Origin of the sequence: Streptomyces spongiae (assembly GCF_009377185.1) — a bacterium.
Classification (GTDB): Bacteria; Actinomycetota; Actinomycetes; order Streptomycetales; family Streptomycetaceae; genus Streptomyces; species Streptomyces spongiae.
On record NZ_VJZC01000124.1, the window covers coordinates 1 to 20,984 of the forward strand.

Annotated in this window: 22 protein-coding genes; 8 read left to right on the forward strand and 14 right to left on the reverse strand. The window is 71.1% G+C overall.

Annotation, left to right across the window (positions count from 1 at the left end; all coding sequences use genetic code 11):
• The first annotated feature begins 65 nt into the window (after nt 1-65).
• Nucleotides 66-848 carry a precorrin-6A synthase (deacetylating) gene (cobF, locus tag FNH08_RS19005; RefSeq protein WP_322724817.1) on the forward strand — a complete coding sequence of 261 codons (783 nt, stop codon included), beginning with the start codon at nt 66-68 and terminating at the stop codon, nt 846-848.
• A 31-nt stretch (nt 849-879) separates the two neighbouring features.
• Here cobF and FNH08_RS19010 read toward each other — a convergent pair whose 3' ends face one another.
• Nucleotides 880-1,653, reverse strand: coding sequence for a sulfite exporter TauE/SafE family protein (locus FNH08_RS19010; RefSeq protein WP_152772690.1), 774 nt, complete (start codon nt 1,651-1,653; stop codon nt 880-882).
• A 164-nt stretch (nt 1,654-1,817) separates the two neighbouring features.
• On the opposite strand from FNH08_RS19010, the gene FNH08_RS19015 reads away from it, so the two are divergent.
• Complete coding sequence (locus tag FNH08_RS19015) at nt 1,818-2,627, forward strand: alpha/beta hydrolase (RefSeq protein ID WP_152772691.1); 810 nt, start codon at nt 1,818-1,820, stop codon at nt 2,625-2,627.
• Nucleotides 2,628-2,633: 6 nt separating this feature from the next.
• Here FNH08_RS19015 and FNH08_RS19020 read toward each other — a convergent pair whose 3' ends face one another.
• Both FNH08_RS19020 and FNH08_RS19025 read right to left on the reverse strand, forming a co-directional pair.
• On the reverse strand, nt 2,634-3,377 hold the full coding sequence (locus FNH08_RS19020; protein ID WP_152772692.1) for a YqjF family protein: 744 nt from the start codon (nt 3,375-3,377) through the stop codon (nt 2,634-2,636).
• A 60-nt stretch (nt 3,378-3,437) separates the two neighbouring features.
• On the reverse strand, nt 3,438-4,544 hold the full coding sequence (locus FNH08_RS19025) for an NAD(P)/FAD-dependent oxidoreductase (protein ID WP_322724819.1): 1,107 nt from the start codon (nt 4,542-4,544) through the stop codon (nt 3,438-3,440).
• Nucleotides 4,545-4,717: 173 nt separating this feature from the next.
• On the opposite strand from FNH08_RS19025, the gene FNH08_RS19030 reads away from it, so the two are divergent.
• Genes FNH08_RS19030 through FNH08_RS19040 form a run of 3 tightly spaced genes read left to right on the forward strand, consistent with a single transcriptional unit; the run spans nt 4,718 to nt 5,923 of the window.
• Nucleotides 4,718-5,068 (forward strand): WhiB family transcriptional regulator, encoded by a 351-nt coding sequence (locus tag FNH08_RS19030; RefSeq protein ID WP_456114950.1) that lies wholly within the window; start codon nt 4,718-4,720, stop codon nt 5,066-5,068.
• Nucleotides 5,065-5,547 (forward strand): Dps family protein, encoded by a 483-nt coding sequence (locus FNH08_RS19035; RefSeq protein ID WP_152772694.1) that lies wholly within the window; start codon nt 5,065-5,067, stop codon nt 5,545-5,547. The genes FNH08_RS19030 and FNH08_RS19035 overlap by 4 nt, the downstream gene beginning before the upstream one ends.
• 37 nt (nt 5,548-5,584) lie before the next feature.
• Nucleotides 5,585-5,923, forward strand: a complete 339-nt coding sequence (locus FNH08_RS19040) for a DUF3140 domain-containing protein (protein WP_152772695.1) — start codon at nt 5,585-5,587, stop codon at nt 5,921-5,923.
• Nucleotides 5,924-6,063: 140 nt separating this feature from the next.
• On the opposite strand, the gene FNH08_RS19045 is transcribed toward FNH08_RS19040, so the two are convergent.
• The 7 genes from FNH08_RS19045 to FNH08_RS19075 form a co-directional block, all read right to left on the reverse strand.
• Nucleotides 6,064-6,750 carry an SDR family NAD(P)-dependent oxidoreductase gene (locus tag FNH08_RS19045; RefSeq protein WP_152772696.1) on the reverse strand — a complete coding sequence of 229 codons (687 nt, stop codon included), beginning with the start codon at nt 6,748-6,750 and terminating at the stop codon, nt 6,064-6,066.
• Entirely contained in the window at nt 6,747-7,628 is an 882-nt protein-coding gene (locus FNH08_RS19050) for a cupin domain-containing protein (protein ID WP_152772697.1), read from the reverse strand. The genes FNH08_RS19045 and FNH08_RS19050 overlap by 4 nt, the downstream gene beginning before the upstream one ends.
• Nucleotides 7,625-8,986: an amidohydrolase family protein gene (locus FNH08_RS19055; RefSeq protein WP_152772698.1), complete on the reverse strand. Its 1,362-nt coding sequence runs from the start codon at nt 8,984-8,986 to the stop codon at nt 7,625-7,627. Before FNH08_RS19055 ends, FNH08_RS19050 begins: the two co-directional genes overlap by 4 nt.
• A gap of 68 nt (nt 8,987-9,054) precedes the next feature.
• Entirely contained in the window at nt 9,055-10,065 is a 1,011-nt protein-coding gene (locus tag FNH08_RS19060; protein ID WP_152772699.1) for an alpha-ketoacid dehydrogenase subunit beta, read from the reverse strand.
• A complete protein-coding gene (locus FNH08_RS19065) occupies nt 10,053-11,048 on the reverse strand; it encodes a thiamine pyrophosphate-dependent dehydrogenase E1 component subunit alpha (protein ID WP_152772700.1) in 996 nt (331 codons plus the stop codon). Before FNH08_RS19065 ends, FNH08_RS19060 begins: the two co-directional genes overlap by 13 nt.
• Entirely contained in the window at nt 11,048-12,382 is a 1,335-nt protein-coding gene (locus FNH08_RS19070) for a M24 family metallopeptidase (protein ID WP_152772701.1), read from the reverse strand. Before FNH08_RS19070 ends, FNH08_RS19065 begins: the two co-directional genes overlap by 1 nt.
• Nucleotides 12,383-12,426: 44 nt before the next feature.
• Entirely contained in the window at nt 12,427-13,083 is a 657-nt protein-coding gene (locus FNH08_RS19075) for a helix-turn-helix domain-containing protein (RefSeq protein WP_322724822.1), read from the reverse strand.
• 181 nt (nt 13,084-13,264) lie between these two features.
• On the opposite strand from FNH08_RS19075, the gene FNH08_RS19080 reads away from it, so the two are divergent.
• Nucleotides 13,265-13,975, forward strand: a complete 711-nt coding sequence (locus tag FNH08_RS19080) for a DUF2470 domain-containing protein (protein WP_152772703.1) — start codon at nt 13,265-13,267, stop codon at nt 13,973-13,975.
• 61 nt (nt 13,976-14,036) lie between these two features.
• On the opposite strand, the gene FNH08_RS19085 is transcribed toward FNH08_RS19080, so the two are convergent.
• The 4 genes from FNH08_RS19085 to FNH08_RS19100 form a co-directional block, all read right to left on the reverse strand.
• Complete coding sequence (locus FNH08_RS19085) at nt 14,037-16,631, reverse strand: immunoglobulin I-set domain protein (protein WP_152772704.1); 2,595 nt, start codon at nt 16,629-16,631, stop codon at nt 14,037-14,039.
• Between the two features lie 92 nt (nt 16,632-16,723).
• Nucleotides 16,724-17,263, reverse strand: coding sequence for a hypothetical protein (locus FNH08_RS19090; RefSeq protein WP_152772705.1), 540 nt, complete (start codon nt 17,261-17,263; stop codon nt 16,724-16,726).
• 129 nt (nt 17,264-17,392) lie between these two features.
• On the reverse strand, nt 17,393-18,304 hold the full coding sequence (locus tag FNH08_RS19095; RefSeq protein WP_194238531.1) for an HtaA domain-containing protein: 912 nt from the start codon (nt 18,302-18,304) through the stop codon (nt 17,393-17,395).
• A gap of 96 nt (nt 18,305-18,400) precedes the next feature.
• The gene (locus tag FNH08_RS19100; protein ID WP_228034221.1) at nt 18,401-19,156 is read right to left on the reverse strand and encodes a hypothetical protein; all 756 of its coding nucleotides are present in this window, start codon (nt 19,154-19,156) and stop codon (nt 18,401-18,403) included.
• 91 nt (nt 19,157-19,247) lie between these two features.
• On the opposite strand from FNH08_RS19100, the gene FNH08_RS19105 reads away from it, so the two are divergent.
• The gene (locus FNH08_RS19105) at nt 19,248-20,303 is read left to right on the forward strand and encodes a heme/hemin ABC transporter substrate-binding protein (RefSeq protein ID WP_152772707.1); all 1,056 of its coding nucleotides are present in this window, start codon (nt 19,248-19,250) and stop codon (nt 20,301-20,303) included.
• Between the two features lie 95 nt (nt 20,304-20,398).
• Nucleotides 20,399-20,926: an NUDIX hydrolase family protein gene (locus FNH08_RS19110; RefSeq protein WP_152772710.1), complete on the forward strand. Its 528-nt coding sequence runs from the start codon at nt 20,399-20,401 to the stop codon at nt 20,924-20,926.
• Nucleotides 20,927-20,984 lie beyond the last annotated feature (58 nt).

Consider the following 20,984-nt stretch of genomic DNA (forward strand, 5'->3'; position numbering starts at 1 on the left):
GCGCGGGGGTGGGGCGGCGTAGGCACCCCACCGGATTGTCAGTGAGGTGCGGCAGACTCGGAGGCGTGCGAAAGATTCATGTCATCGGCATCGGGGCGGGCGATCCCGACCAGCTGACCCTGCAGGCGGTCAAGGCGCTGAAGAGCACGGACGTGTTCTTCATCCTGGACAAGGGCGAGGTGAAGTCGGACCTCGTCCAGCTGCGCCGTGACCTCCTCGACGCGCACATACCGGAGGGGACGTACCGGCTGGTCGAGGCACGCGACCCCGAGCGGGACCGGAGCGCCGAGGGTGCCGCGTACTCCCCTGCCGTCGGTGACTGGCGCAGTGCCCGCGCCGACGTCTACCAGCGGCTCATCGCCGAGGAGCTGGGCGAGGAGGAGAGCGGCGCGTTCCTGGTGTGGGGCGATCCCTCGCTGTACGACAGCACGCTCGGGATCCTGGAGGAGGTCCTGGACCGTGGCGTCGTGGCCTTCGAGTACGACGTCGTGCCCGGTATCAGCAGCGTGTCCGCCCTCGCGGCCCGGCACCGCACGGGGCTGAACCGGGTGGCCCGGCCCGTCCAGATCACCACGGGGCGCCGGCTGGCCGAGGGGTTCCCCGAGGACGTGGACGACGTGGTGGTCATGCTCGACGCCCACCAGGTCTTCCGGCAGTACGCCGACGAATCCATCGACATCTACTGGGGTGCCTACATAGGCACCCCGGACGAGATCCTCGTCTCCGGCCCTCTCGCGGACACGGCCCCCCGCATCGAGCGGCTGCGCTCCGAGGCCCGCGAGCGGAAGGGCTGGATCATGGACACGTATCTGCTGCGCAGGCATCCGCGGGGGCGGAGCGGCGGCTGAGGTTCTCGCGAAAGGCTGCCGCCGCCCCACCTCAGCGGACCAGGAGCTGCACTCCGCCCACCACCGTCGCCGCGATGACGAGTTGCTCGAAGAGGCGCTGGTTGATGCGGTTCACCGCCCATTTGCCGAGCAGGGCCCCCGGCACGACGAACACGGCGAGGGCGGCGTCGAGGAGGAGCGAGGGGCCGTCGATCAGGCCGAGGCCGGCGCTGAAGGGCACCTTGGACACGTTGACGATGAGGAAGAAGAAGGCGGACGTCCCCAGGAAGCCGAGTTTCCGGAAGCCCGCCGAGAGCAGGTACATCGACATCACGGGGCCGCCGGCGTTGGCGACCATCGTGGTGAAGCCGCCGAGGACGCCGTACGACCGGGCCTTGGCGCGGCCCGCCCGTGTGGTCACCTCGTCGGGGTCCTCCTCCTTCTCGGCGGTGCGGCGGCGCCACACCGTGACCGCGGCCATCAGCAGCAGGATCGCGCCGATCGAGGTCCGTACGATCTCGTCGTCCGCCCACAGCAGGAACACCGTGCCGAGCACGACGCCCGCGCCGACGGCGGGGAACAGCCGCCAGAGGGTGGGCCAGTGGGCGTGCCGCCGGTAGGTCAGCACGGCGAGTACGTCGCCGACGATCAGGATCGGCAGCAGGACGCCGGTCGACTCCCGGGCGGGCAGGACGGCCGCGAAGATCGCGAGGCTGACCGTGTTGGCCCCGCTGACGGCCGTCTTCGAGAAGCCGACGAGCAGGGCCGCGAAGGCGAGCACCGCGAATTCGGCCGGGGTTATGTGCCAGAGCGTCATCGTGTTCATGCGGGCACCGATGCTATGCCCACCTATCTCGGCGCGACAGGACCGTCTCGACAGGTGGCCCCTGCCGGTGGCGGAATCGGGCCGACCGGGCCGCGCACCGTGGACCCCCGCGTGGCTCCCTGGCAAGATCGCCCGGGTACCTCACCGACGCAGCCGGAGGAGACATGGCCGACTCACGCGAACACACCGTCACCGGGACCACGGGAAGCGTCGTCGCACGTGAGTGGCCTTGCGAACGGCCGCGGTACGTGGCGCTGCTGGTGCACGGCTACGGCGAGCACATCGGCCGGTACGAGTACGTCGCCGACGTGCTCACCGCCCACGGGGCCGCCGTGTTCGGGCCCGACCACATAGGGCACGGGAAGTCGGCGGGCGAGCGGGTGCTGGTCGAGGACTTCGAGGACGTGGTCAGTGACGTGCACGCGGTGGAGGAGCTGGCCCGGGCCGCTTATCCCGGAGTTCCCGTCGTGCTGATCGGGCACTCCATGGGCGGGCTGATCGCGGCGCGGTACGCCCAGCGGTACGGTGCCGGACTTGCCGCGCTCGTCCTGTCGGGCCCGGTGCTCGGCGTCTGGGAACTGCCGCACACGCTCCTCGCGTACGACGAGCTGCCGGACGTGCCGATCGACACGGACCTGCTGTCCCGCGACCCGGAGGTCGGTGCCGTGTACGCGGCCGATCCGCTGGTGTGGCACGGCCCGTTCAAGCGCCCGACGTTGAAGGCGACCGTCCGCGCCCTGGAAACGATCTCCAAGCACGGTGACGTCGGACGGCTCCCCCTGCTGTGGGTGCACGGGGACGACGACAGGATCGTGCCGCTGTCCGGCAGCCGTACGGGCATCGAGGAACTGCGTGGCGCCGACTGGGTGGAGCGCGTCTATCCGGGCGCGCGGCACGAGGTGTTCAACGAGACGAACAAGGACGAGGTGCTGGCGGACGTGACCGGGTTCGTGGACCGGGTCGTGATGAGCTGAGATCCATCAGAGGGGCCCGAGGGCGGAGGGCGTGCCGAAGCGGACGGTGACGCCCGGCGAGTAGAGCACGCTGACCGGTGGTTCCGTCATGGGCGGCAGGCCGGCGGCCGTGAGCAGGTCATCGTCCAGGTCGAGCAGTTCGGCCCGGTGCAGCGGCCAGGGCGCGTGCTCGTTCGGCAGGTGGACCGTGCGGCCGTGCCAGGGGACGTGCAGTCCCCAGCGGGCGGTGAGGAACTGTTCCAGCGGCGTGGGCCGCGCTATGGGGGCTCCGGTCCTCACCACGGTGCGGCTGGCCGCTCCCGGGCGGCCCGCGGACGGTCGTCGACGGCTGGTGTAGGTGATCACGTCGTTCTCGCGGCGCAGTCGCATCCTCGACCAGAGGTAGGGCAGGCGTACGCCGAGCCGGCCCACCAGCACGGGTATGAGCCGGGCCGCGTCCAGGGAGCGGAACACGACGCCGCGTCGGCCGTGGCCGTCCACGGAGTACAGCCGTACGTTCGTCTCGCAGAACGTTCCGAGGTACGGCAGGCCGGGGCCGGGTCCCAGGCCCACGCCGCGCATCAGGAAGGGGACCAGGCCGACGTAGGTGACCCCGTCGAGGGTGTCCGGGCGGGTGCCGGGCGGCAGGAGCCCGGCCACCCGGTCGGGGTCCACCGGCCAGTGCAGGAAGGTCAGTTCGTGCCAGCCCTGCACCAGCGTCGGCCGCCGCACGGGCCGCGGCGTGGACAGGGTGATCGGCTCGGTCTCCATGGCCACACCTTTTAGCACGGCGGCCTCGCCCTGCCGCCCTCCCGGTCCCCGGTCCGTACGTCAGGCCGCGGTGTACCCGAGCTGGCGCCTCATGAACGGCGTCATGAGGGTCTTGGCCTTGGCGAGGGTGGAGGTGCGGCCGCCGAGGACCGCGGTCTCACCGCCCGGCACGGGCACCATGGTCACGCCGTCGGCCGGGCCGAAGGGCACGATGAGCGGGGTGCGGTGGACCGGCCGGTAGAAGCGGGGCTCCTTCCGGTGCTTGCCGGCACTCTGCAGGTAGGTGCGGATGTTCCAGGCGGCCAGGTCCGCCTGGGCGAGCGCGGCAGGGGTGATCTTGAGCTCGGTGGCGTCGTTGACGTCACCGACCGCGAACACGTCCACGTGCCCTTCGACCCGGAGTGTCCGGTCGACCTTCACGTGCCCGGACGGGTTCAGCCAGTCGCCGTGCCCGCCCAGCCGCAGCCAGAGCGTGTTGGGCGTGGTGCCGGTCGCCCAGAAGGAGAGGTCGGCGTCGATGACGGTGCCGCGGGCGTCGCGGTAGGTGCCGAAGTCGTTGCCGGGGGACATGAAGGCGTCGAGCCGCACCTCCACGTCGTGGGCCTCCAGCCAGGAGCGCGCCTTGCGGCCGGCCCGCTCGCTGCCCGTACGGTTGAGCAGCGTCGGCCCGGAGTGGGCGAGGGTGACCCGGGCGTCCGGCCGGGCCAGGCGTACCTCGGCGCTGAGTTCGACACCGGAGGGCCCGCCTCCGACGACGAGGACGTGCTCGGCGGCCGCGATCTTCTGCTGGTGCGCGGCGAACGACTTGGCCGCCTCCTCGGTGGTGCTGCCGACGAAGCGGGCGGGTTCGGGGTAGTCGGCGCCGGTGGCGATCACCACCGCGTCGTACGGGAGCCGCTCGCCCGTGGCCAGGGCCACCTGCCGCTCGGTGGTGTCGATGCGGACGACCTTGCCCACGGCCACGCGGCCGTTGCGGAGCAGCCGGTCGTAGGGGATGAAGGGGGTCGCCGTCCACTCCCGGTGCACGCCTGCGCGCAGGGAGGCTATACGGTGGAAGAAGACCTCCTTGCGGTCCACCAGTGTGACCCGCGCCGTCCCGTCCAGCCGTTTCGCGAGCCGGACGCCCGCGTAGCCTCCGCCGATCACCACTACGTCGAGGTCTTGCACACCGATTCTCCTGTGCTGTGTGGGGGGAACGAGTGGCACAGCGGACGGGCCGCTCCCGGCCACTCGGCTGTTGGTGAGCGTAACGCTTGAGACTTCAAGGTTTGACAGGGCTATGTGTGGGTTCTGTGAAACGACAACGCGCATGACGGCGCGTGCCCTGGCAGGCGGGAATCGTGACGACCTTCGCCGCCGGGGTGCCGTGTTTTCCCCCATCCGTCCTGGGCACCCGCGCCTTCATGGAGTGGTTGCGGAGTGCGGCCTGCGTGGGAGAGGACCCTGATCTGTTCTTCCCCGTGGGCACGTCGGGTCCGGCTCTCAGGGACATCGCCGCCGCCAAGCGTGTCTGTTCCCGCTGCCCGGTGATCAGCCAGTGCCTCTCCTGGGCGCTCAGCAGCAGACAGTTGGCGGGCGTCTGGGGCGGTCTGTGCGAGGAGGAACGCGCCGCGCTGCTCCGTATCGCCGGGCCTTCCCAGAACACCTGCACGGCCCGGCACAAGACGACGAGGAGGAGTAACGCACGATGACGGCAGTGACGAGTACGCTCCCCGAGCCCGCCCTCCGGGCCACCGGGGAAGCCTTGCAGGACACCCTGGTGGATCTGCTGGGGCTCTCACTCATCGGAAAGCAGGCCCACTGGAACATCGTGGGCCCGAGGTTCCGCTCGATCCACCTCCAGCTCGACGAGGTGGTGGACACGGCCCGTTCGTACGCCGACACGGTCGCCGAGCGAGCGGCCGCACTGGGTATCACTCCCGACGGCCGCCCGGAGACCGTCGCGTCACGGTTCGCCCTGCAGAGCCCGAAGGACGGGTGGCTGCGGGACACCGAGGTCGTACACCTCCTCGTGGAGGCGCTGGAGTCGGCCATCGGGCGACTGCGCACCCGGATCGAGACGACCGAGCACTCCGACCGGGTCACCCAGGACCTGCTGATCTCCCTCACCGCCGAGTTGGAGAAGCAGCGCTGGATGTTCCAGGCCGAGGACTGGCCGCGCGAGGGCTGAGGCCGAGGCCCGAAGTGCCGCACGAAAGGGGCACCCCATGACCGACGCCCTTGAACTCGACGCGCTGTGGGACGAGTTCCACCGCGTGGTGAACATGACCTCCCAGGAGCTGGCGGCCTGGCTACGGGTCCGCGACGCCGCCGAGGAGACCGAACCGCTGCCCGAGCAGGCGGGCACGCCCACCGGTCAGCACGTCCTGGCGATCCTGCAGAAGCGGCGCACGGACCTCACCGGCGACGACATCCGTGTCATGTACGAGGTGGTGGACACGGTCACCGCGCAGCAGGACGAGGAGAACGAGCCGGTGGCCGAGGACACCGGCCGCCGGCACCGGCTGATGACACTGGGCCACGACCCGCTCAAGCCGCCCGCGTAGCCGTGGCGGCGGTCCGGGTACTGGACAGGAAGGTTGCCCCCGCCGGGCACGGCCCGGCGGGGGCAACTGCCGTGCCGAGACGAGGAGTTGCGGCGGGGTTGCGGCGGGGTGGGCGTCAAGCGCTGGCCTCGCGCCCCCACTCACCGCAGCAGCCAGCCCCCGTCCACGTTCAGGTTCACCGCGTTGACCGACCGGTTGCCGAGGAGGAAGTCCACCGCGTCGACCACGTCCCGCATGGTGGCCAGCCGGCCCGTGGGTGTGTTGGCGATCAGGATGTCCTGGGGCTTGTCCGACCAGAAGGGGCTGTCGCCGACGACGCCCGGGTGGACGGCGTTGACGCGGATCGGGGCCAGTTCGGTGGCGAGGGTGTTCACGAGGCCGGTCACGCCCGCGTTGACCGTCGCGACGGTGGTGGCGCCCGGGTAGGGCCGCTCCTTCGCCTGGCCGCCGAACAGCACGATGGCGCTGTCCTCGTGCAGCCGTGTCCGGAGCGCGTGCACGACCTCCGTGTAGCCGACGAGTTTGAGGGTGACCAGGTGGATGGCCGCGTCGATGTCGTACTCGGTGACGCTGTTGGCGTCGCGGGAGACCCCGGCGAGGACCAGGTGGTCGACGCGCCCCACGTCCGTGAGCGCTCCGGCGATCTCACGCGGCCGGGACAGGTCGAGGCCGAGGCCCCGGGCCGCGCCGACCTCCTTGGCGACGGTGCGGGCCCGGTCCGCGTCGCGCCCGGTGAGCACGACCTCGTCGCCGCGCTCGGCGCGGTGCCGGGCGATCTCCCGGCCGATCCCGGACGTACCTCCGATGACGACGACACCGCGGCTCATGACTCTTCCTCCAGCACCCGGCTCAGGTAGTCCCAGTCCCGGGTGAACCGGTACGAGTGCCGTGACGGTGGTTGTGGCGCCTGTGTCTCCAGCCAACGCAACGGCGTGTTCCCGGCGTTGGAGAAGCCGTGCACGCAACCGGCGCCCGCCCAGGCGGTGTCGCCGGGCCCGAGCAGGTAACTCTCGCCGTCGAAGGTGGCGTTCACGGCGCCTTCCAGGAACAGATAGGTCTCCTCGAAGGGGTGGTCGTGCGTGCCCGCGACGCCATCAGGCGCGTACTGCACCATGAACATCGTCGAGGCCACCGCTCCCAGATCGCCGTCCACCATCATCTTCACCGTGATCCCGCTGTAGACGAGCAGCGCGGTGCGCATGCTCGCCGACACGGCGAGGAGGTCCTGGGACTGTTTCCCGGGGTCCATCTGCGCGGCCTCGAAGTGGCCGAAGGAGCGGGTGCGCGGGTCGCGGACGTCGATACGGACCGGCTCGTGTTCCGGCAGCGCGGGCACCGCCTGGGTGTCGTACCCGTAGCGGGCGCGCGGCACCGGCGCCAGCATGTCGGCCCAGCGGGCGGCGGTGTCCCCGCCGCCGCGCCAGGCGTGCGGCACGCCCGTCGGGAGCAGACCGTAATCGCCCTCCTCAAGGACGAACGAGCCGTCGGGCACGTCGAGGATCACGGTCCCGGAGAGGATGTGGAAGCTCTCCTCGTACGAGTGGACGTGGGCGCCCACTCGGCCGTCGGGCCGCAGGTCGCACAGCCCGAAGCCGGTGTGGACGCTGCCGTCCTCCTCGCCGATGACGGCCCATCGCCGGAAACCGCCGCTGTCGTACGGCAGTCGGGGTGCCTCGGCGGCGCGCCGCACCAAGTGGTTGGTCATGCCTGCTGCTTCCTCGCCTCCGTGGCGGCCACCAGCCGGTCTCGGGACTCCTCGACCAGGCGGCGGGCGCGGCCGACGTCGGCGAGCAGCCGGCCGTCGCGCTTGTGGACCACACCGTCGACGATGACCGTCTCCACGTTGGACACGTCCGCGCTGAGGGTGACCGCGGCCACCGCGTCGTGCACGGGCGCCATGTTGAGCGCGGTGGCGTCGAGGGCGACCACGTCGGCCCGCTTGCCGGGGGTGAGGGAGCCGGTGCGGTCCTCCAGGCCGGCCACGTGGGCGCCGTTGAGTGTGGCGATCTCCAGCATCTGACGTGCCGTCAACATGGTTTTGGGAACGGGTAGGTTGGCGTGCCAGCAGTCGCTGTTGAGCCGGCCGCGTTCGGCGCCGAAGGCGGCGCGGATCTGGGTGAACATGTCGCCGGGCACGGTGGTGACGACGTCGATGCTCAGGGACGGCCTGAGCCCGTGCTCGATCGCCTGCATCACGGGCGGCCAGCCGTGCCCCATCTGGATCTCCACCTGGGGGGCGATGGAGACGGTGCCGCCACTGTCGGCGACCATCTGCCACTCGTCCTCGTGGAGGTAGCAACAGTGGACGTAGGTGGTGTCGGGGCCGAGCAGGCCGAGGTCGTTCAGCTGCTTGACCATGCCGAAGCGGCCGGCCAGCCGGCCCATCGCGACGTGCACGGTGATGGGGATGCCGAGTTCGCGGGCGAGGCCCCACTCCGAGCTGACGACCTCGTTGGTGCAGAACCCCGGGCCGCGCGTGGCCAGGGCCATGGTCAGCAGGCCGCTGTCGGAGGCGAAGTACTGGCTGCGGATACGGCGTACGTCGTCGCCCGGGATCGCGATCTTGCTGTCGAACCAGTAGTCGGTGAGCGAGGTGTTGGCGCTGCCGTACGCGTACTGGGCGCGGATGCCGGTCTCGGTGAGGGCCTGGATCGCGGCGTCGGGGTGTTCGGGCGTGTTGTTGATGTGTGACCAGTCGACGAGCGTGGTGATGCCCGCGTTGAGGCACTCCAGGGTGCCCGCGAGGTTGCCCGCGTACACGTCCTCGGGGGTGTAGACCGGGGCGAACGTGTCGAGGACGTCCACGAAGTAGTCGTCGAGGGTGGCGTTGGGAGCGCAGCCGCGGATGGGCGCCTCCCAGGTGTGGCGGTGGGTGTCGACGAAGCCGGGGATCACGATCCTCCCCGTCATGTCGAGGACTTCGGCGTCCACGTCGGCGTCGATCGCGCGCTCGACGGCCGTGATCTTCCCGTCCTCGATGAGGACGTCGCCCTGGGGCAGGTCCCCGATGGCCGGGTCCATCGTCAGGACGTGGCCCGAGCGCAGGAGCATCCGGTTGGTCATCGCCTTTCCTCCCAGGGTGTTCGGTACGGCGTGCGGGTGAGGGGTGCGGCTTGGCGACAGGGCCGAGGTCAGTACGCGGCGAGAGCGCGGACCGTTGCCACGACCTTGTCGACGGTGGGTATCACCTGTTCCTCCAGGGCGTCGGCGAACGGCAGCGGGACGCACTCCCCCGCCACCCGGCGCACCGGCGCGTCCAGCAGGCCGAAGCCCTCGTCGGCGACGACCGAGACGAGCGTGCCGCCCCAGCCGCCCTGGTACGGGTTCTCCTCGACCGTGACGAGCCGCGAGGTCCGGGCGAGTGAGGCGAGGACGGTGCTCATGTCCAGGGGCACCAGACAGCGCAGGTCGACGACCTCGGCCTCGATGCCCTCCTCGTCCAGTCGCTGTGCGGCTTCCAAGGCCACCGGCACCATCGAGGCCAGGGCGACGAGCGTGACGTCACCGCCTTCGCGGACCACGGCGGCGCGGCCCAGCTCGACGACGTGGTCCGGCGGCGGGGGCGCGCCCTTGGACGCCAGGAGCCCCTTGTGTTCGAAGAACACCACCGGGTCGTCGCTGCGGATCGCGGCGGCCATCATGCCGATCACGTCGGCGGGCGTCGCCGGTGCGGCGATCTTCAGGCCGGGGATCGTGAACGCCCAGTTCTCCGTGGCCTGCGAGTGCTGGGCGCCGAAGCCGAGCCCGCCGCCGTTCGCGGTGCGCACCACGAGCGGCACGGTGACCTGACCGCCCGTCATGTAGCGGACCTTCGGGATCTCGTTGGCGAGGTAGTCCCAGCAGCAGGCGAGGAAGTCGGAGAACATGATCTCGGCGACGGGTCGCATGCCGGTCATCGCGGCTCCCATCGCGGCGCCCACGATGGCCTGTTCGGAGATGGGCGTGTCCCACACCCGCCCGGGCCCGAACTCCTCCAGCAGCCCGACCGTCGTCTTGAACACCCCGCCCGCGGCCGCGATGTCCTCACCGAGGCACACGACCGCCGGATCGCGCCGCATCTCACGCGCGATGCCCTCGGCGACCGCCTCCCGGTAGGTGATCTGCCGCTGGATGGCCGGCTGTCCGTCGATCACGTCCGCCATGCCGCGCCTCCGTCCGCCCACACGTCGGTCAGTGCCTCGCGCGGATCGGGGCCGGGCGCGGCCTTCGCGGCGTCGACTGCTTTCTGTACGACGTCACGTACGCGCTCGTCGGCCTGGGCGAGCGTCTCTGTCGGCACCCCCAGCTCGGTGAGCTGTCCGCGCGCGACATCCAGAGGGTCGTGCTTGAGCCACCGCTCGACCTCCTCCGCCGGGCGGTACGTCGCCGGGTCGGCCCGGCTGTGCCCGAAGTGGCGGTACGTCTCGGCCTCCAGCAGGGCGGGACCGTCTCCGGCCCGGGCCCGCTCCGCCAGCCGGGACACCGCCTCCCGGACGAGCACGACGTCGTTGCCATCGACGGTCTCGCCCGGGATGCCGTACGCGGACGCCCGGTCGGCCGCCGGCCGCGCGACCGCGGTGACGTCGGCGATGGGCGTGTACTCCATGTAAAGATTGTTCTCGCACACGAACAGCACCGGCAACTTCCACACCGCCGCCAGATTGAGCGCCTCGTGGAAGGCGCCGATGTTGGTGGCGCCGTCCCCGAAGAAGGCCACCGCGATCTGGCCGGTCCCCCGCAGCCGGGCCGACCAGGCAGCGCCGACCGCCATCGGCAGATGGGCGCCGACGATGGCGTACGAGCCGAGCATGCCCGTCGCGGCCTTGGTGAGGTGCATGGAGCCGCCCTTGGCCCGGCACAGCCCGGTGGCCCGGCTCATCAGCTCGGCGAGGCACTCCTCGGGGGTCGCGCCGCGGGCGAGGGTGTGGTGGTGGCCCCGGTAGGTGGCGAAGACGTAGTCGTCGGCGCGCAGGGCCGCGCTCGCGCCGACGGCGATCGCCTCGTGTCCGGCGGCCAGGTGGGTGGTGCCCTTGACCAGGCCGGACAGGAACAGGTCGTGGGCGGCCTTCTCCGTCCGCCGTACGAGGGCCATCCGCTCGTACAGCGTGAGCAGCTCCTGCGCCTGATCCCGCACCTGAGTACCCATCAGGCACTCCCGTTCCTACGGGTGTTGAGGTGGGACTGGGCCTCGCGGCGGGTGTTGAGCTCGCCGCCGACCGTCCAGTACTTGCGGCCGGCGACCAGGAGTTCCTCGGCGGGGAACTTGGTGATGACCTCGCAGCCGTCGGCGGTGACGACGACTTCCTCCTCGATGCGGGCGGCCGACCAGCCGTCGGCGGCCGGCCAGTAGGTCTCCAGCGCGAACACCATGCCCTCTTCGAGGACTTCGGGGTGGTCGAGGGAGACGAGGCGGCTGAAGATGGGTTTCTCCCAGATCGACAGGCCGACCCCGTGGCCGTACTGGAGGGCGAAGGCGGCCGTCTCGTCGGGGAACCCGAACTCCTCGGCGCGCGGCCACACCCGCACGATGTCGGCGGTGGTGGCGCCCGGGCGCACCAGGGCGATGGCCTCGTCCATGTACTCGCGGCAGCGGACGTAGGCGTCGCGCTGTGCGGTGGAGGCGCTGCCGACGGCGAACGTGCGGTAGTAGCAGGTGCGGTAGCCGAGGTGGCTGTGCAGGATGTCGAAGAAGGCGGGGTCGCCGGGGCGGACCAAGCGGTCGCTGTAGACGTGCGGGTGCGGTGAACAGCGTTCCCCGGAGATCGCGTTGACGCCCTCGACGTACTCGCTGCCGAGGTCGTAGAGGACCTTGCTGACGAGCCCGACGCACTCGTTCTCGCGGACGCCGGGCCGCAGGAAGCCGTACAGCTCCTCGTAGGCGGCGTCGACCATCGCGCATGCCTGGGTGAGCAGGGAGATCTCATCGCGGGTCTTGGTGCGGCGGGCGGCGAGGAAGACCTGCTGGCCGTCGACGACGTCGATGCCCTCGGCACGCAGGGCCGTGAGGATCGGCATCTCGACGAGGTCGACGCCCAGCGGTTCGCCCGCCAGACCGTGCTCGCGCAGCACGGTGGCGATCTTGGCGGCGACGTCCTCGGCGATCCCGGCGTCCGGGTGGAAGGCGCCCCGGAGGGTGGAGATGCCCGCGCGGGCGCCGGTCGGCGGGCCTTCCTTGCCGTCGCTGTAGTCCAGCCACGGGTTGTAGAGCTGGTGGTGGCGGGCGGCGGAGCCGAAGTCCCAGACGATCGGTTCCCCGCCGCGCACGAGCAGGGCGAAGCGGATGAGCTTGTCCATGGCCCAGGTGCCGATGTGGGTCGCGGACATGTAGCGGATGTTGGCGAAGTCGAAGCTGAGCACGGCTCCGAGCGAGGAGACGTTCAGCGCGCTGTGCAGCCGGGACAGGCGCTCCTTGCGCAGCCGGTCCAGGTCGACGCGCTCTTCCCAGTCGACGGCATTGGGTCCGAACGTACGGATCGCCATGGCGACCACCCCCATCCGGAGTGAACGACCGCTCGGAGAAAGTGTCAAGTGCTACTGAACACGAACCAGACGCCAACCGCGGGTACCTCACCATCGTTGCGGTAGCGGTGCGGGGTCGTCGACTCGAAGCAGACCGCGTCGCCGGGGCGGACGGTGTACTCCTCGAAACCGAGAGTGAGGACGAGCTCGCCGGAGGTCAGATAGCCGTACTCCGTGCCCGCGTGCCGCATCAGCCCGCCGGATCCCGAGGAGGAGCCGCCGGGACGGTAGGTCACGAGCAGGAAGTCCACGTCCGCCCCCGGAACATGGCCGAGACGTTCCCATACGACCCCCGAGTCCAGCCCCAGTGCCTCCCGCTCTCCCGCTCCGACCAGCGGCCCGATGCGACGGCCGGGGTCGGCGGCGAAGGCGGCCAGGGCGTGGAGCACGGTCGGGGGCACGGCGGAGGCGGCCGCCGTGGGGGCCACGGGGGCCGTGGGGACGGCGTCACGCGTGTCGAAGAGTGCCTCCACGGAGATGGAGAGGGCGGTCGTGATCGCGTACAGGGTGCTGACCGACGGTTGGCTCTTGCCGGTCTCGATCTGCGACACGAGGCTCGCCGACACGCCGATCTCGCGGGCCAGCGCCCGCAGGCTCATCCCACGCTCCACGCGCACCTGCCGGATGCGCGCCCCGACGGGCGGCACGACCGCAGGGGACACGGCGACTCCTTTCGGCGGACCGATGCCGTACAGCTCCATTGAACAGGAGGACGCGCCGGGCGGTCAGGTGCGACGACCCCTCAATGCCTTGACCGAAACCCCTTGACTGACCCTACACTCGTGATTAACTAAGGTAAGGCTTACCTAATCTAGAAGCCTTGCATCATCACGGAGGGAATGGATGTCGGACCAGTCGGACCAGGACCAGCCGGAGGAGCCGACCCCGGCCCAGCGTGCCCGTTCCGTTCTCGCCGCGGCGACCTCGCTGACCGTCACCACACCGGGGCACGTCATCGAGCTGATCGGTCTGCACAGCGTGGACGAGACGGGGCAGCTGACGCTGGAGGACCCGACCGGGGGGCATGTCACCGCCGAGCTCGCCGCCACGTCGGGCCAACGCCTCGGCGCCGTCGTCGAACTGACCGATGTGGCGCCCGTCGCCGTACGGGACCGGGTGCGCGCCCGCGTCACCCTGGAAGGCCGGCTCACCAGCCGGAACCAGGACCGGCTGCTCTTCCGGCCCACCGCCGTGGCGCTCGAAACGGCCGACGGGACGACCCATCTGGAGTTCGACGAGTTCACGGCCGCGGAGCCGGACCCCCTGACCGCGTACGAGGCGAAACTGCTCACCCACCTCGACACCGCCCACACGGAGACGGTGACCGTCCTGTCCCGGCTGGCCCCGCCCCGGCTTCTGCTCTCGGTGACGCGGGTCCGTGCCGTCCGCCTCGACCAGTACGGTCTCGTACTCCGGCTCGAACACGCCCACACGCACGAGGACGTGCGTCTGCTGTTCGCGGGACCCGCCCGCACCCCGAACGAGGCCGCCGCGCAGATCGGCCTGCTGTCCGCACGCGCGGCGACGCACTGCGCCCGTCGCACACGGCGGTGACGGCACCGATTCAGAAGAGACGCCAAGAGGCTCCCCGCCACGTGCGGGGAGCCTCTTCGCGCTACGCCTTCTCGGCCGCCCCTGCGCGTCCGCGCCAGTAGGCGAACCAGCCCGCCGCGGTGAGCAGAGCGGCCACCGAGGCGAGTGTCAGGACGGTGACGCCCGTGGTGGCGAGGCTGCCTCCGGTGGTGGTCGGGTCCGAGGCGGAACCCGAACCGGACGTGGAGCCCGACCCGCCGGTCGTGCCGCCGGTGTCGCCTCCGCCCGTGTCACCGCTGCCGTCGTCGGTGTCCACCGGGTCCTGGCCGACGAAGCTCACGGGCACCTTGACGTCCTGCGAGCGGTCGCCGGAGAGGGTGTGGTCGGCACGGGTCGCCAGGACGCAGGTCGCCTTGAAGCAGTCGGTGAAGTCGTCCTTGGCGTCCATGGTGAGCTCGGCCTCGAAGGTGCCGCCGTCGCCGTACGGGATCGCCAACTGCTCGCCGTAGTCAGGGGGGTTGGAGGAGATCCACGCGGAGGAGTGCGAGGTGCCGGTCATGTCGACGCCGCCGATGCACGGGGTGGGCAGTTCGCCGTCGCCCTTGTCGACGCAGAGGGCGACGTAGATGCCCTTGTCCTCGTCGTAGCCGGATCCGGTGACCTTGAGGGTCTGGCCCTCGGTGGCGAGGTTGTTGACCGGGGTGACGGTGAGCTTCTGGCCCTCGGGGCCGGTGACGGTCTTCGTGCCGGAGGGTTCACTGTCCTCGCCGCCGTCACCGCCTCCGTCGTCCCCACCGCCGTCGTCGCCGGACTCGGTGACCGTGAGGGTGACCGGTGTGGTGCGGGTGGTTCCGGCGGAGTTGGTGAACGCGGCACGGTACTCGCGGCCGTCGTGGGCCGCCTTCGCGGTGAAGGAGTACGCGTTCTTCGTCGCGCCCTCGATCGCGGACCACGTCTGGCCGCCGTCGGTGCTGACCTGCCAGCGCACGGTGGGTTCCGGGGCGCCCTCGGCGGCGGCGACGAACGTGACCTCGTCACCGGGGTCGACGGTCTGGTCCGTCGGGGTCTGGGTGACCTTCGGGGACATGCGGCGGTCGAGCTTGGTGACCTTGCCCTCCGCCGGGCTGGCGACGTACACCGTGGTGCCGCCCGGGGTGACGGCGACGGCGGCCTGGCCGATCTGGCCCTGGTTGCCGGGGAGTTTCGCCGATTCGGCGGCCTGCGCGCACGTCGTGGTGTCGTACACGCCCAGGGAGCCGTTGTTGTCACCGCCGTTGCCGGTGTCACCGCTGTCCTGCCAGACGACGAAGGCCCGGCCGGTGGCGGTGTCGAAGGCGACGTCGACGGCCCGGTCGTCCCCCTTGATGGTCTTCAGCAGCTTCGCGTCGTCGTCGTAGACGAGGACGGAGTTCCCGCTGCCCACCCAGACGTTGCCGGAGGCGGGGTCGGGGGTGATGAACCAGAGGTTCTCGGAGGGGAGTTCGGCTGTGGCGGTCACCGTGAGGGAGCCGGTGTCGACGCGGCTGAGCCGTCCGCCCGCGAAGCCGGTCCAGGCGGCCTTGTGCGCGGTGTCCACGCCGAGCCGGGTGCCGTCGTCGAGGGTGAGGGTGCGCCCGACCGTGCCGGTCGCGGTCTCGATCTCGGAGAGGGCCGCGCCCTGCTGGACGATGACGGTGGAGGCGTCGGTGCCCGGCCCCGCCGCGGTCACCGCGGCGGGGTTGGCGAGCCAGACACCTTTCGCCACCGCGTCGCCGTCCTTGGCGGTGCCGATGCCGCGCAGCGGATAGTGGAAGACGACGCCGTCGCCGGAGAGCGGGGCGATGATCTGCGGGACCTTGCGGCCGCCCAGTGAGCCGTTGGAGCCGGGCGCCTGGGAGATGTGGCTGCGGACCTTGCCGTCCGCGGCGTCGAGGACGTACAGGCCCTGCTCGTTGACGTCCGCGGTGTCGACGACGTTGTCGGCGCCGACGTACAGCTTCCCCGAGTCGGGGTGCACCAGGACGTCCAGCGGCTTGCCGGCCGCCGTGAAGTCGGCCGCCCTGACGTAGCTGACGGTGCCTGCCGGGACGTCCACGCCGTCGCCGCCGTCGCCCCCGTCGCCGGGGTCCTGACCCTCGAAGGCGACCGGGATGCGGACGTCCTGGGAGCGGTCGCCCGCGGCGCGGTGGTCGACGCGGGTGACGACCGAGCAGGTGACCTGGGTGCAGTCGAGGCCGCCGTCCCTGGCCTTGACGTCGATCTCGACGTCGAAGGTACCGCCGTCGCCGTAGGGGGTGGCGAGCTCGCCCTCGTTGGGGTCGCCCTTGGGGACGATCCACTTCGAGGAACTGCCGCTGCCGGTCTGGTCGGCGCCGCCGAGGCAGGGGGTGGGAATGCGGTTGTCGCCGTTGTCCTTGCAGAGGGCGACGTAGATGCCCTTGGTCGCGTCGTAGCCCTCGCCGGTGACGCGGAGTGTCTCGCCGTCGGGGTCCAGGTTCGCGGAGGCCGAGACCGTGAGCTTCTGGCCGTCCTTGCCGAGCGCCGTCCTGGGCGTGTCGGCGGCCTGTGCGGCGGAGCCGACGGCGACGGAGGCGAGCACGAGCGCGGCGGCACCGAGGAGCGCGGCCGGGCGTCTGCGTCCGGTGCGCGAGGTGGCCGCGCGGCCCGGCCGGTACCGGGCCGGCGTGTCAACTGCCATGGAGAGGTCCTCACTTGTCGGGTGCGCCCGGCACTCTGCTGGGAACGCCGAGGGCCGGGCCCCGGTCGCGCGGGGCCCGGCCTGACGGGCGGTTACTGGAAGGTGATCGGGACGTGGACGTCGTACTTGCGGTCGTTGGTGTCGAAGTGGTCGGCGCGCGTGACGACGGCACAGGTGACGTCCTCGCCGCAGACGCTGCCGTCCTCGAGGGTGGCCTTCACGTAGATCTGCACGCTGAACGTGCCGCCCGTCCCGAACTTGGAGCTGTTGGCGAACATGCCGCCGAAGGTGTTGTTCACCCAGTGCGAGGCGCCGGTTGAGCCGGACTCGTCCTGACCGCCGAGGCAGGGGGTGGGCTTGGCCGCGCCCTGCGCCCCGTCGACCACGCACAGACCGACGTAGATGCCCTGGCTGGTGTTGTAGCCGGAGCCCGTGACGGTGACGACCTGGCCCGCGGCGCCGGCCGTGCCGGGCGCGGTCAACGACAGGTTGTAGGTGGTGCCCCCGTCGGTGATCGTGCGGGTCGAGGTGGCGGCGGAGGCCGAGGTGGCCAGGCCCAGCGTGAGCGCGGCGGAGGCGGTGACGGCGAGGCCCGCGCGGGCGGCGGTACGGGCGGACGGCAGAGGTCTCATGGGGAAGGAGCACCCTTCTCGATGCGAGGTAGCGACTTAGGTAAGGCAAACCTAAATACGAGAGCGGAGGACTTGTCAACAGATGGCAAAGACCCCAACCTGGCTGAGCACAAAGGGAGTTGGCATGCCTCAGGGACGCCGGACGGCGAAGTCCGCCGCGGCGGTCCCGCCGCCGGACACGGCGCGCAGCTCCACCTTGTGAGCGCCCTCGGCCGCGGTGGCGTACACCGGGAACGCCTGGGACACGTGTCCCGAGCCATCGGCCACCACGTCGTACCGGGTGTCGTCGTCGATCGCGACGAGCACCACCGCTCCGGGCTCGAATCCGGCACCCGTGACCAGTTGTTCACCGCCCGCCGCGACGGTCGGGTGAGCCAGCTTCATGGAGAGGGCCGCCTGTTCGGACCGCGATCCCGACTCCAACCCCGGCTCCGGATCCGGTTTCAGCTCCCACTCCTGCTGCGGCTCCGGCGCGGGGGCGCTCGGCGACGCCGGGGTTGCCTCGCCGGTGTCGCTCCGCAGGCCCACGGTGACGTCGAGCGGGGCGAGTTGGCCGCCTTCTTCGTACGGCTCTCCGGTCCAGGAGGAGAACAGTTCGGCGCCCTCGGCCGTGAGGGAGACCCGCAGGCCGGTCCAGGTGGCTCCGGCGCTGCGTACGACCGGCGAAGACGTGGCCGATCGCACCTCGGCCAAGGTGAGTTGACGACTCCGCCCGTCAAGTTCCGCTCGTGCGTGGAGCGTTCCGGTGCCGTCGTCCAGGCGCAGCCGCAGCGCGTCGAGAGTCAGGGCCTCCGGTTCGGTGCCGGCCGTGGAGAGTTCGAGGGCGCCCGCCAGGCCCACGGCGGCGTCTCCGGCCGCCGGGTCGGCGCTGCCGCCGGCCACCGGCAGCCAACTCCGGCCTCCCGTACCGCCGACAGCGGGTTTCCCGGCACGTACCGGCATGTCGGCGACGGCCGCCCAGCTCGCGTACCCTCCCGACACCTCGCGCGGAGCCCGCGCACGGTCCTCGGCTTCCGCCGGCGCCTGGTAGAGGAGGGTCATCAGCACTCCTCCGGCCAAGACGGCGGCGCCCGGTCTTCTGTTCATCTCGCCCCCTGGTTCATGACGTGGGATCGGTTCGCTTCCTCCGGCACGTGATCAGTTCGCCGTCACTCCTCCGCGCCGCCGGCGCGCCCACAGCCAGGTGAGGCCCCCGGCCGTCACGAGGCCCGCCGAGGCGAGCCCGAGAGGCAGGGCGGCCCCGCTGCCGGTGCTGGCGAGCGGGTCGTCCGAGGTGGCCCCTCCGGTGCCGGAGCCGGAGCCGCCGGTCGAGGTCGTGCCGGTACTCGCGGTCGCGGACGGCTCGCCGGTGCCGCCGCTGCCGCCGAAGGTCACCGGGATGCGGACGGTCTGACTCTGGTCGCCGCCCCGGGTGTGGTCGTTGCGGGTGATCACGGCACAGGTCACGCCGGATTTGGTGCAGTCGGTGTTGGCGTCCTTGGCCCGCACCTTGACCTTCACCGAGAAGGAGCCCTTGTGTCCGCTCCCCTCGTAGGGCTTGGCCAACCCCTCCCCGTACGACGGGGGGTTGGAGGAGACCCACACCGAGGCGCCCGACTCCCCCGACATGTCGACGCCGCCGACGCACGGCGTGGGCGTCTTCCCCGCGCCGTTATCGACGCAGAACGCGACGTAGATGCCCTTCTCGGTGTTGTAGCCGGAGCCCGTCACGGTCACCGTCTCGCCCGCCTCGGCGAGGCCGGACGCCTTCGAGACGGTCAGTTTCTGCCCCTCGGGACCGGTCGCCGAGCCTCCGGCGGCCGTAGCGCCGGGCGCCGCCGAGAGCACCAGAGTGCCCGCGAGGGCGAGCGTCGCCGGTCCGACCCGAAGAGCCCGTACGCCTCTTCCATGCATGTGTGTCAGCCCCCGCACCGTAGGCAACTGAGGTAAGGCTAACCTAAAGTATCCGCTGATGTGTTCGGACACGAGAGGGAACGGCTGACTGATGCGCACTCCCGGAAGAACCCAACTGCCCTTGTTCCGCAGAGGTGTTGTCGTTCTCGCCGTCGCCGTGGCGGTGCTGGTCTCGGGGTGCGGGGGCAGCGGCGACGCCACCGGGAGCGGGTCCACATCGACTCCGGCCGATGCGAGCGCCCGCGCCGCGGCGGCCACGAAGCAGCTCGCCACGAACTCCGTCGTGCCCCTCGAAGGCAAGGCGCCCACCCCGAAGCTGCCCGTGACCGTCGACTCCTCCGACGGCCGGAAGGTCACCGTCGAGGACGCCTCGCGCATCCTGCCGCTCAACGGCGGTGTGGCGGAGATCGTGTTCACCCTCGGCCTCGGCGACCGTGTCGTCGGACGCGACATCACCGCCACCTTCGAGGAGGCGAAGAAGCTCCCCCTCGTCACCAAGGCCCACGACGTGAGCGCGGAGAGCGTGCTCTCGCTGAAGCCCACGGTCGTGCTCGCCGACACCGACACCGGTCCCTCCGAGGCCATCGACCAGATCCGTGACGCGGGCGTCCCCGTGGTGGTCCTGGACCCGGCGACGGAACTGGCCGACGTCTCCACCCGCACGACCCGCATCGCCGAGGCCCTCGGCGTCCCGGCGGCCGGCAAGGCCCTCAACCGGCGTATCGGCGACGACCTCGCCGAGGCCCGCGCGGGCGTCCCCGAGGGCAGCCGGCCCAAGGTCGCCTTCCTCTACATGCGCGGCAGCGCGGCCGTCTATCTGATCGGGGGAAAGGGCTCCGGCGCGGACTCGCTCGTCAAGGCCGCGGGCGCGGTGGACGCGGGCACCGCCTCCGGTCTCGACAAGCCGTTCACGCCCATCACCAGCGAGGCCCTCGTCAAGGCCCAGCCGGACGTGATCCTGATGATGACCAAGGGCCTGGACTCGGTCGGCGGCGTCGACGGTCTCCTTGACGTCCCCGGCATCAGTCAGACCCCGGCCGGCATGGACCGCCGCGTGGTCGACCTGGAGGACGGGGTGCTCCTCGGCTTCGGTCCCCGCACCCCGCTCGTGATCGACATCCTGGTCGACCGGATCCACGCCAAGTGACCATCGCCGCATCCGTCGGTGCGGGTCATGTGTGACCTGGAGCGGCGTGCGCGAAATCAGGGACGCGTGGAAAGTACGATCATTCAATGTCTGACATGACCGAAACCACGCCCGGTTGGCTGAGTACCGACGATCTCGAACAGGCACGTGCCCAGATGCCGATCCTGTACGTCGAGGCCGTGCCCGTACGAGTCGACGACAGCGGCGAAGTCACCAGCATCGGACTGCTGCTCCGCATCGGGCCGGACGGCACGGTCAGCCGCACCCTCGTCTCGGGCCGGGTACTGCACCACGAAAGGGTCCGCGACGCCCTGCTCCGCCATCTGGAGAAGGACCTAGGCCCGGTGGCCCTGCCCCGGGTCCCGGCCTCCCTCCAGCCCTTCACCGTCGCCGAGTACTTCCCGACGCAGGGGATCACCCCGTTCCACGATCCCCGCCAGCACGCGGTGGCGCTCGCCTACATCGTGCCGGTGACCGGCGACTGCCGGCCCCGCCAGGACGCCCTCGACCTGGTCTGGTTCAGCCCTCAGGACGCCGCGGATCCCTTGGTCCAGAACGAGATGCCGGGCGGCCAGGGAGTCCTCCTGAAGCAGGCGCTCGCCCACGTGGGTTGCTTGCCCTGAATGAGTGCGCCCCCGCCGCCCCTACCCATCCCATCCCTGGGGGCTGCGCCCCCAGACC

Bases quoted from the DNA above. Each gene is read 5' to 3' on its own strand.
- FNH08_RS19010 (WP_152772690.1), bottom strand. From the start codon at position 1,653: ATGAACACGATGACGCTCTGGCACATAACCCCGGCCGAATTCGCGGTG.
- FNH08_RS19015 (WP_152772691.1), top strand. From the start codon at position 1,818: ATGGCCGACTCACGCGAACACACCGTCACCGGGACCACGGGAAGCGTC.
- FNH08_RS19020 (WP_152772692.1), bottom strand. From the start codon at position 3,377: ATGGAGACCGAGCCGATCACCCTGTCCACGCCGCGGCCCGTGCGGCGG.
- FNH08_RS19035 (WP_152772694.1), top strand. From the start codon at position 5,065: ATGACGGCAGTGACGAGTACGCTCCCCGAGCCCGCCCTCCGGGCCACC.
- FNH08_RS19040 (WP_152772695.1), top strand. From the start codon at position 5,585: ATGACCGACGCCCTTGAACTCGACGCGCTGTGGGACGAGTTCCACCGC.
- FNH08_RS19045 (WP_152772696.1), bottom strand. From the start codon at position 6,750: ATGAGCCGCGGTGTCGTCGTCATCGGAGGTACGTCCGGGATCGGCCGG.
- FNH08_RS19050 (WP_152772697.1), bottom strand. From the start codon at position 7,628: ATGACCAACCACTTGGTGCGGCGCGCCGCCGAGGCACCCCGACTGCCG.
- FNH08_RS19055 (WP_152772698.1), bottom strand. From the start codon at position 8,986: ATGACCAACCGGATGCTCCTGCGCTCGGGCCACGTCCTGACGATGGAC.
- FNH08_RS19060 (WP_152772699.1), bottom strand. From the start codon at position 10,065: ATGGCGGACGTGATCGACGGACAGCCGGCCATCCAGCGGCAGATCACC.
- FNH08_RS19065 (WP_152772700.1), bottom strand. From the start codon at position 11,048: ATGGGTACTCAGGTGCGGGATCAGGCGCAGGAGCTGCTCACGCTGTAC.
- FNH08_RS19070 (WP_152772701.1), bottom strand. From the start codon at position 12,382: ATGGCGATCCGTACGTTCGGACCCAATGCCGTCGACTGGGAAGAGCGC.
- FNH08_RS19080 (WP_152772703.1), top strand. From the start codon at position 13,265: ATGTCGGACCAGTCGGACCAGGACCAGCCGGAGGAGCCGACCCCGGCC.
- FNH08_RS19085 (WP_152772704.1), bottom strand. From the start codon at position 16,631: ATGGCAGTTGACACGCCGGCCCGGTACCGGCCGGGCCGCGCGGCCACC.
- FNH08_RS19090 (WP_152772705.1), bottom strand. From the start codon at position 17,263: ATGAGACCTCTGCCGTCCGCCCGTACCGCCGCCCGCGCGGGCCTCGCC.
- FNH08_RS19095 (WP_194238531.1), bottom strand. From the start codon at position 18,304: ATGACCCTCCTCTACCAGGCGCCGGCGGAAGCCGAGGACCGTGCGCGG.
- FNH08_RS19100 (WP_228034221.1), bottom strand. From the start codon at position 19,156: ATGCATGGAAGAGGCGTACGGGCTCTTCGGGTCGGACCGGCGACGCTC.
- FNH08_RS19105 (WP_152772707.1), top strand. From the start codon at position 19,248: ATGCGCACTCCCGGAAGAACCCAACTGCCCTTGTTCCGCAGAGGTGTT.
- FNH08_RS19110 (WP_152772710.1), top strand. From the start codon at position 20,399: ATGACCGAAACCACGCCCGGTTGGCTGAGTACCGACGATCTCGAACAG.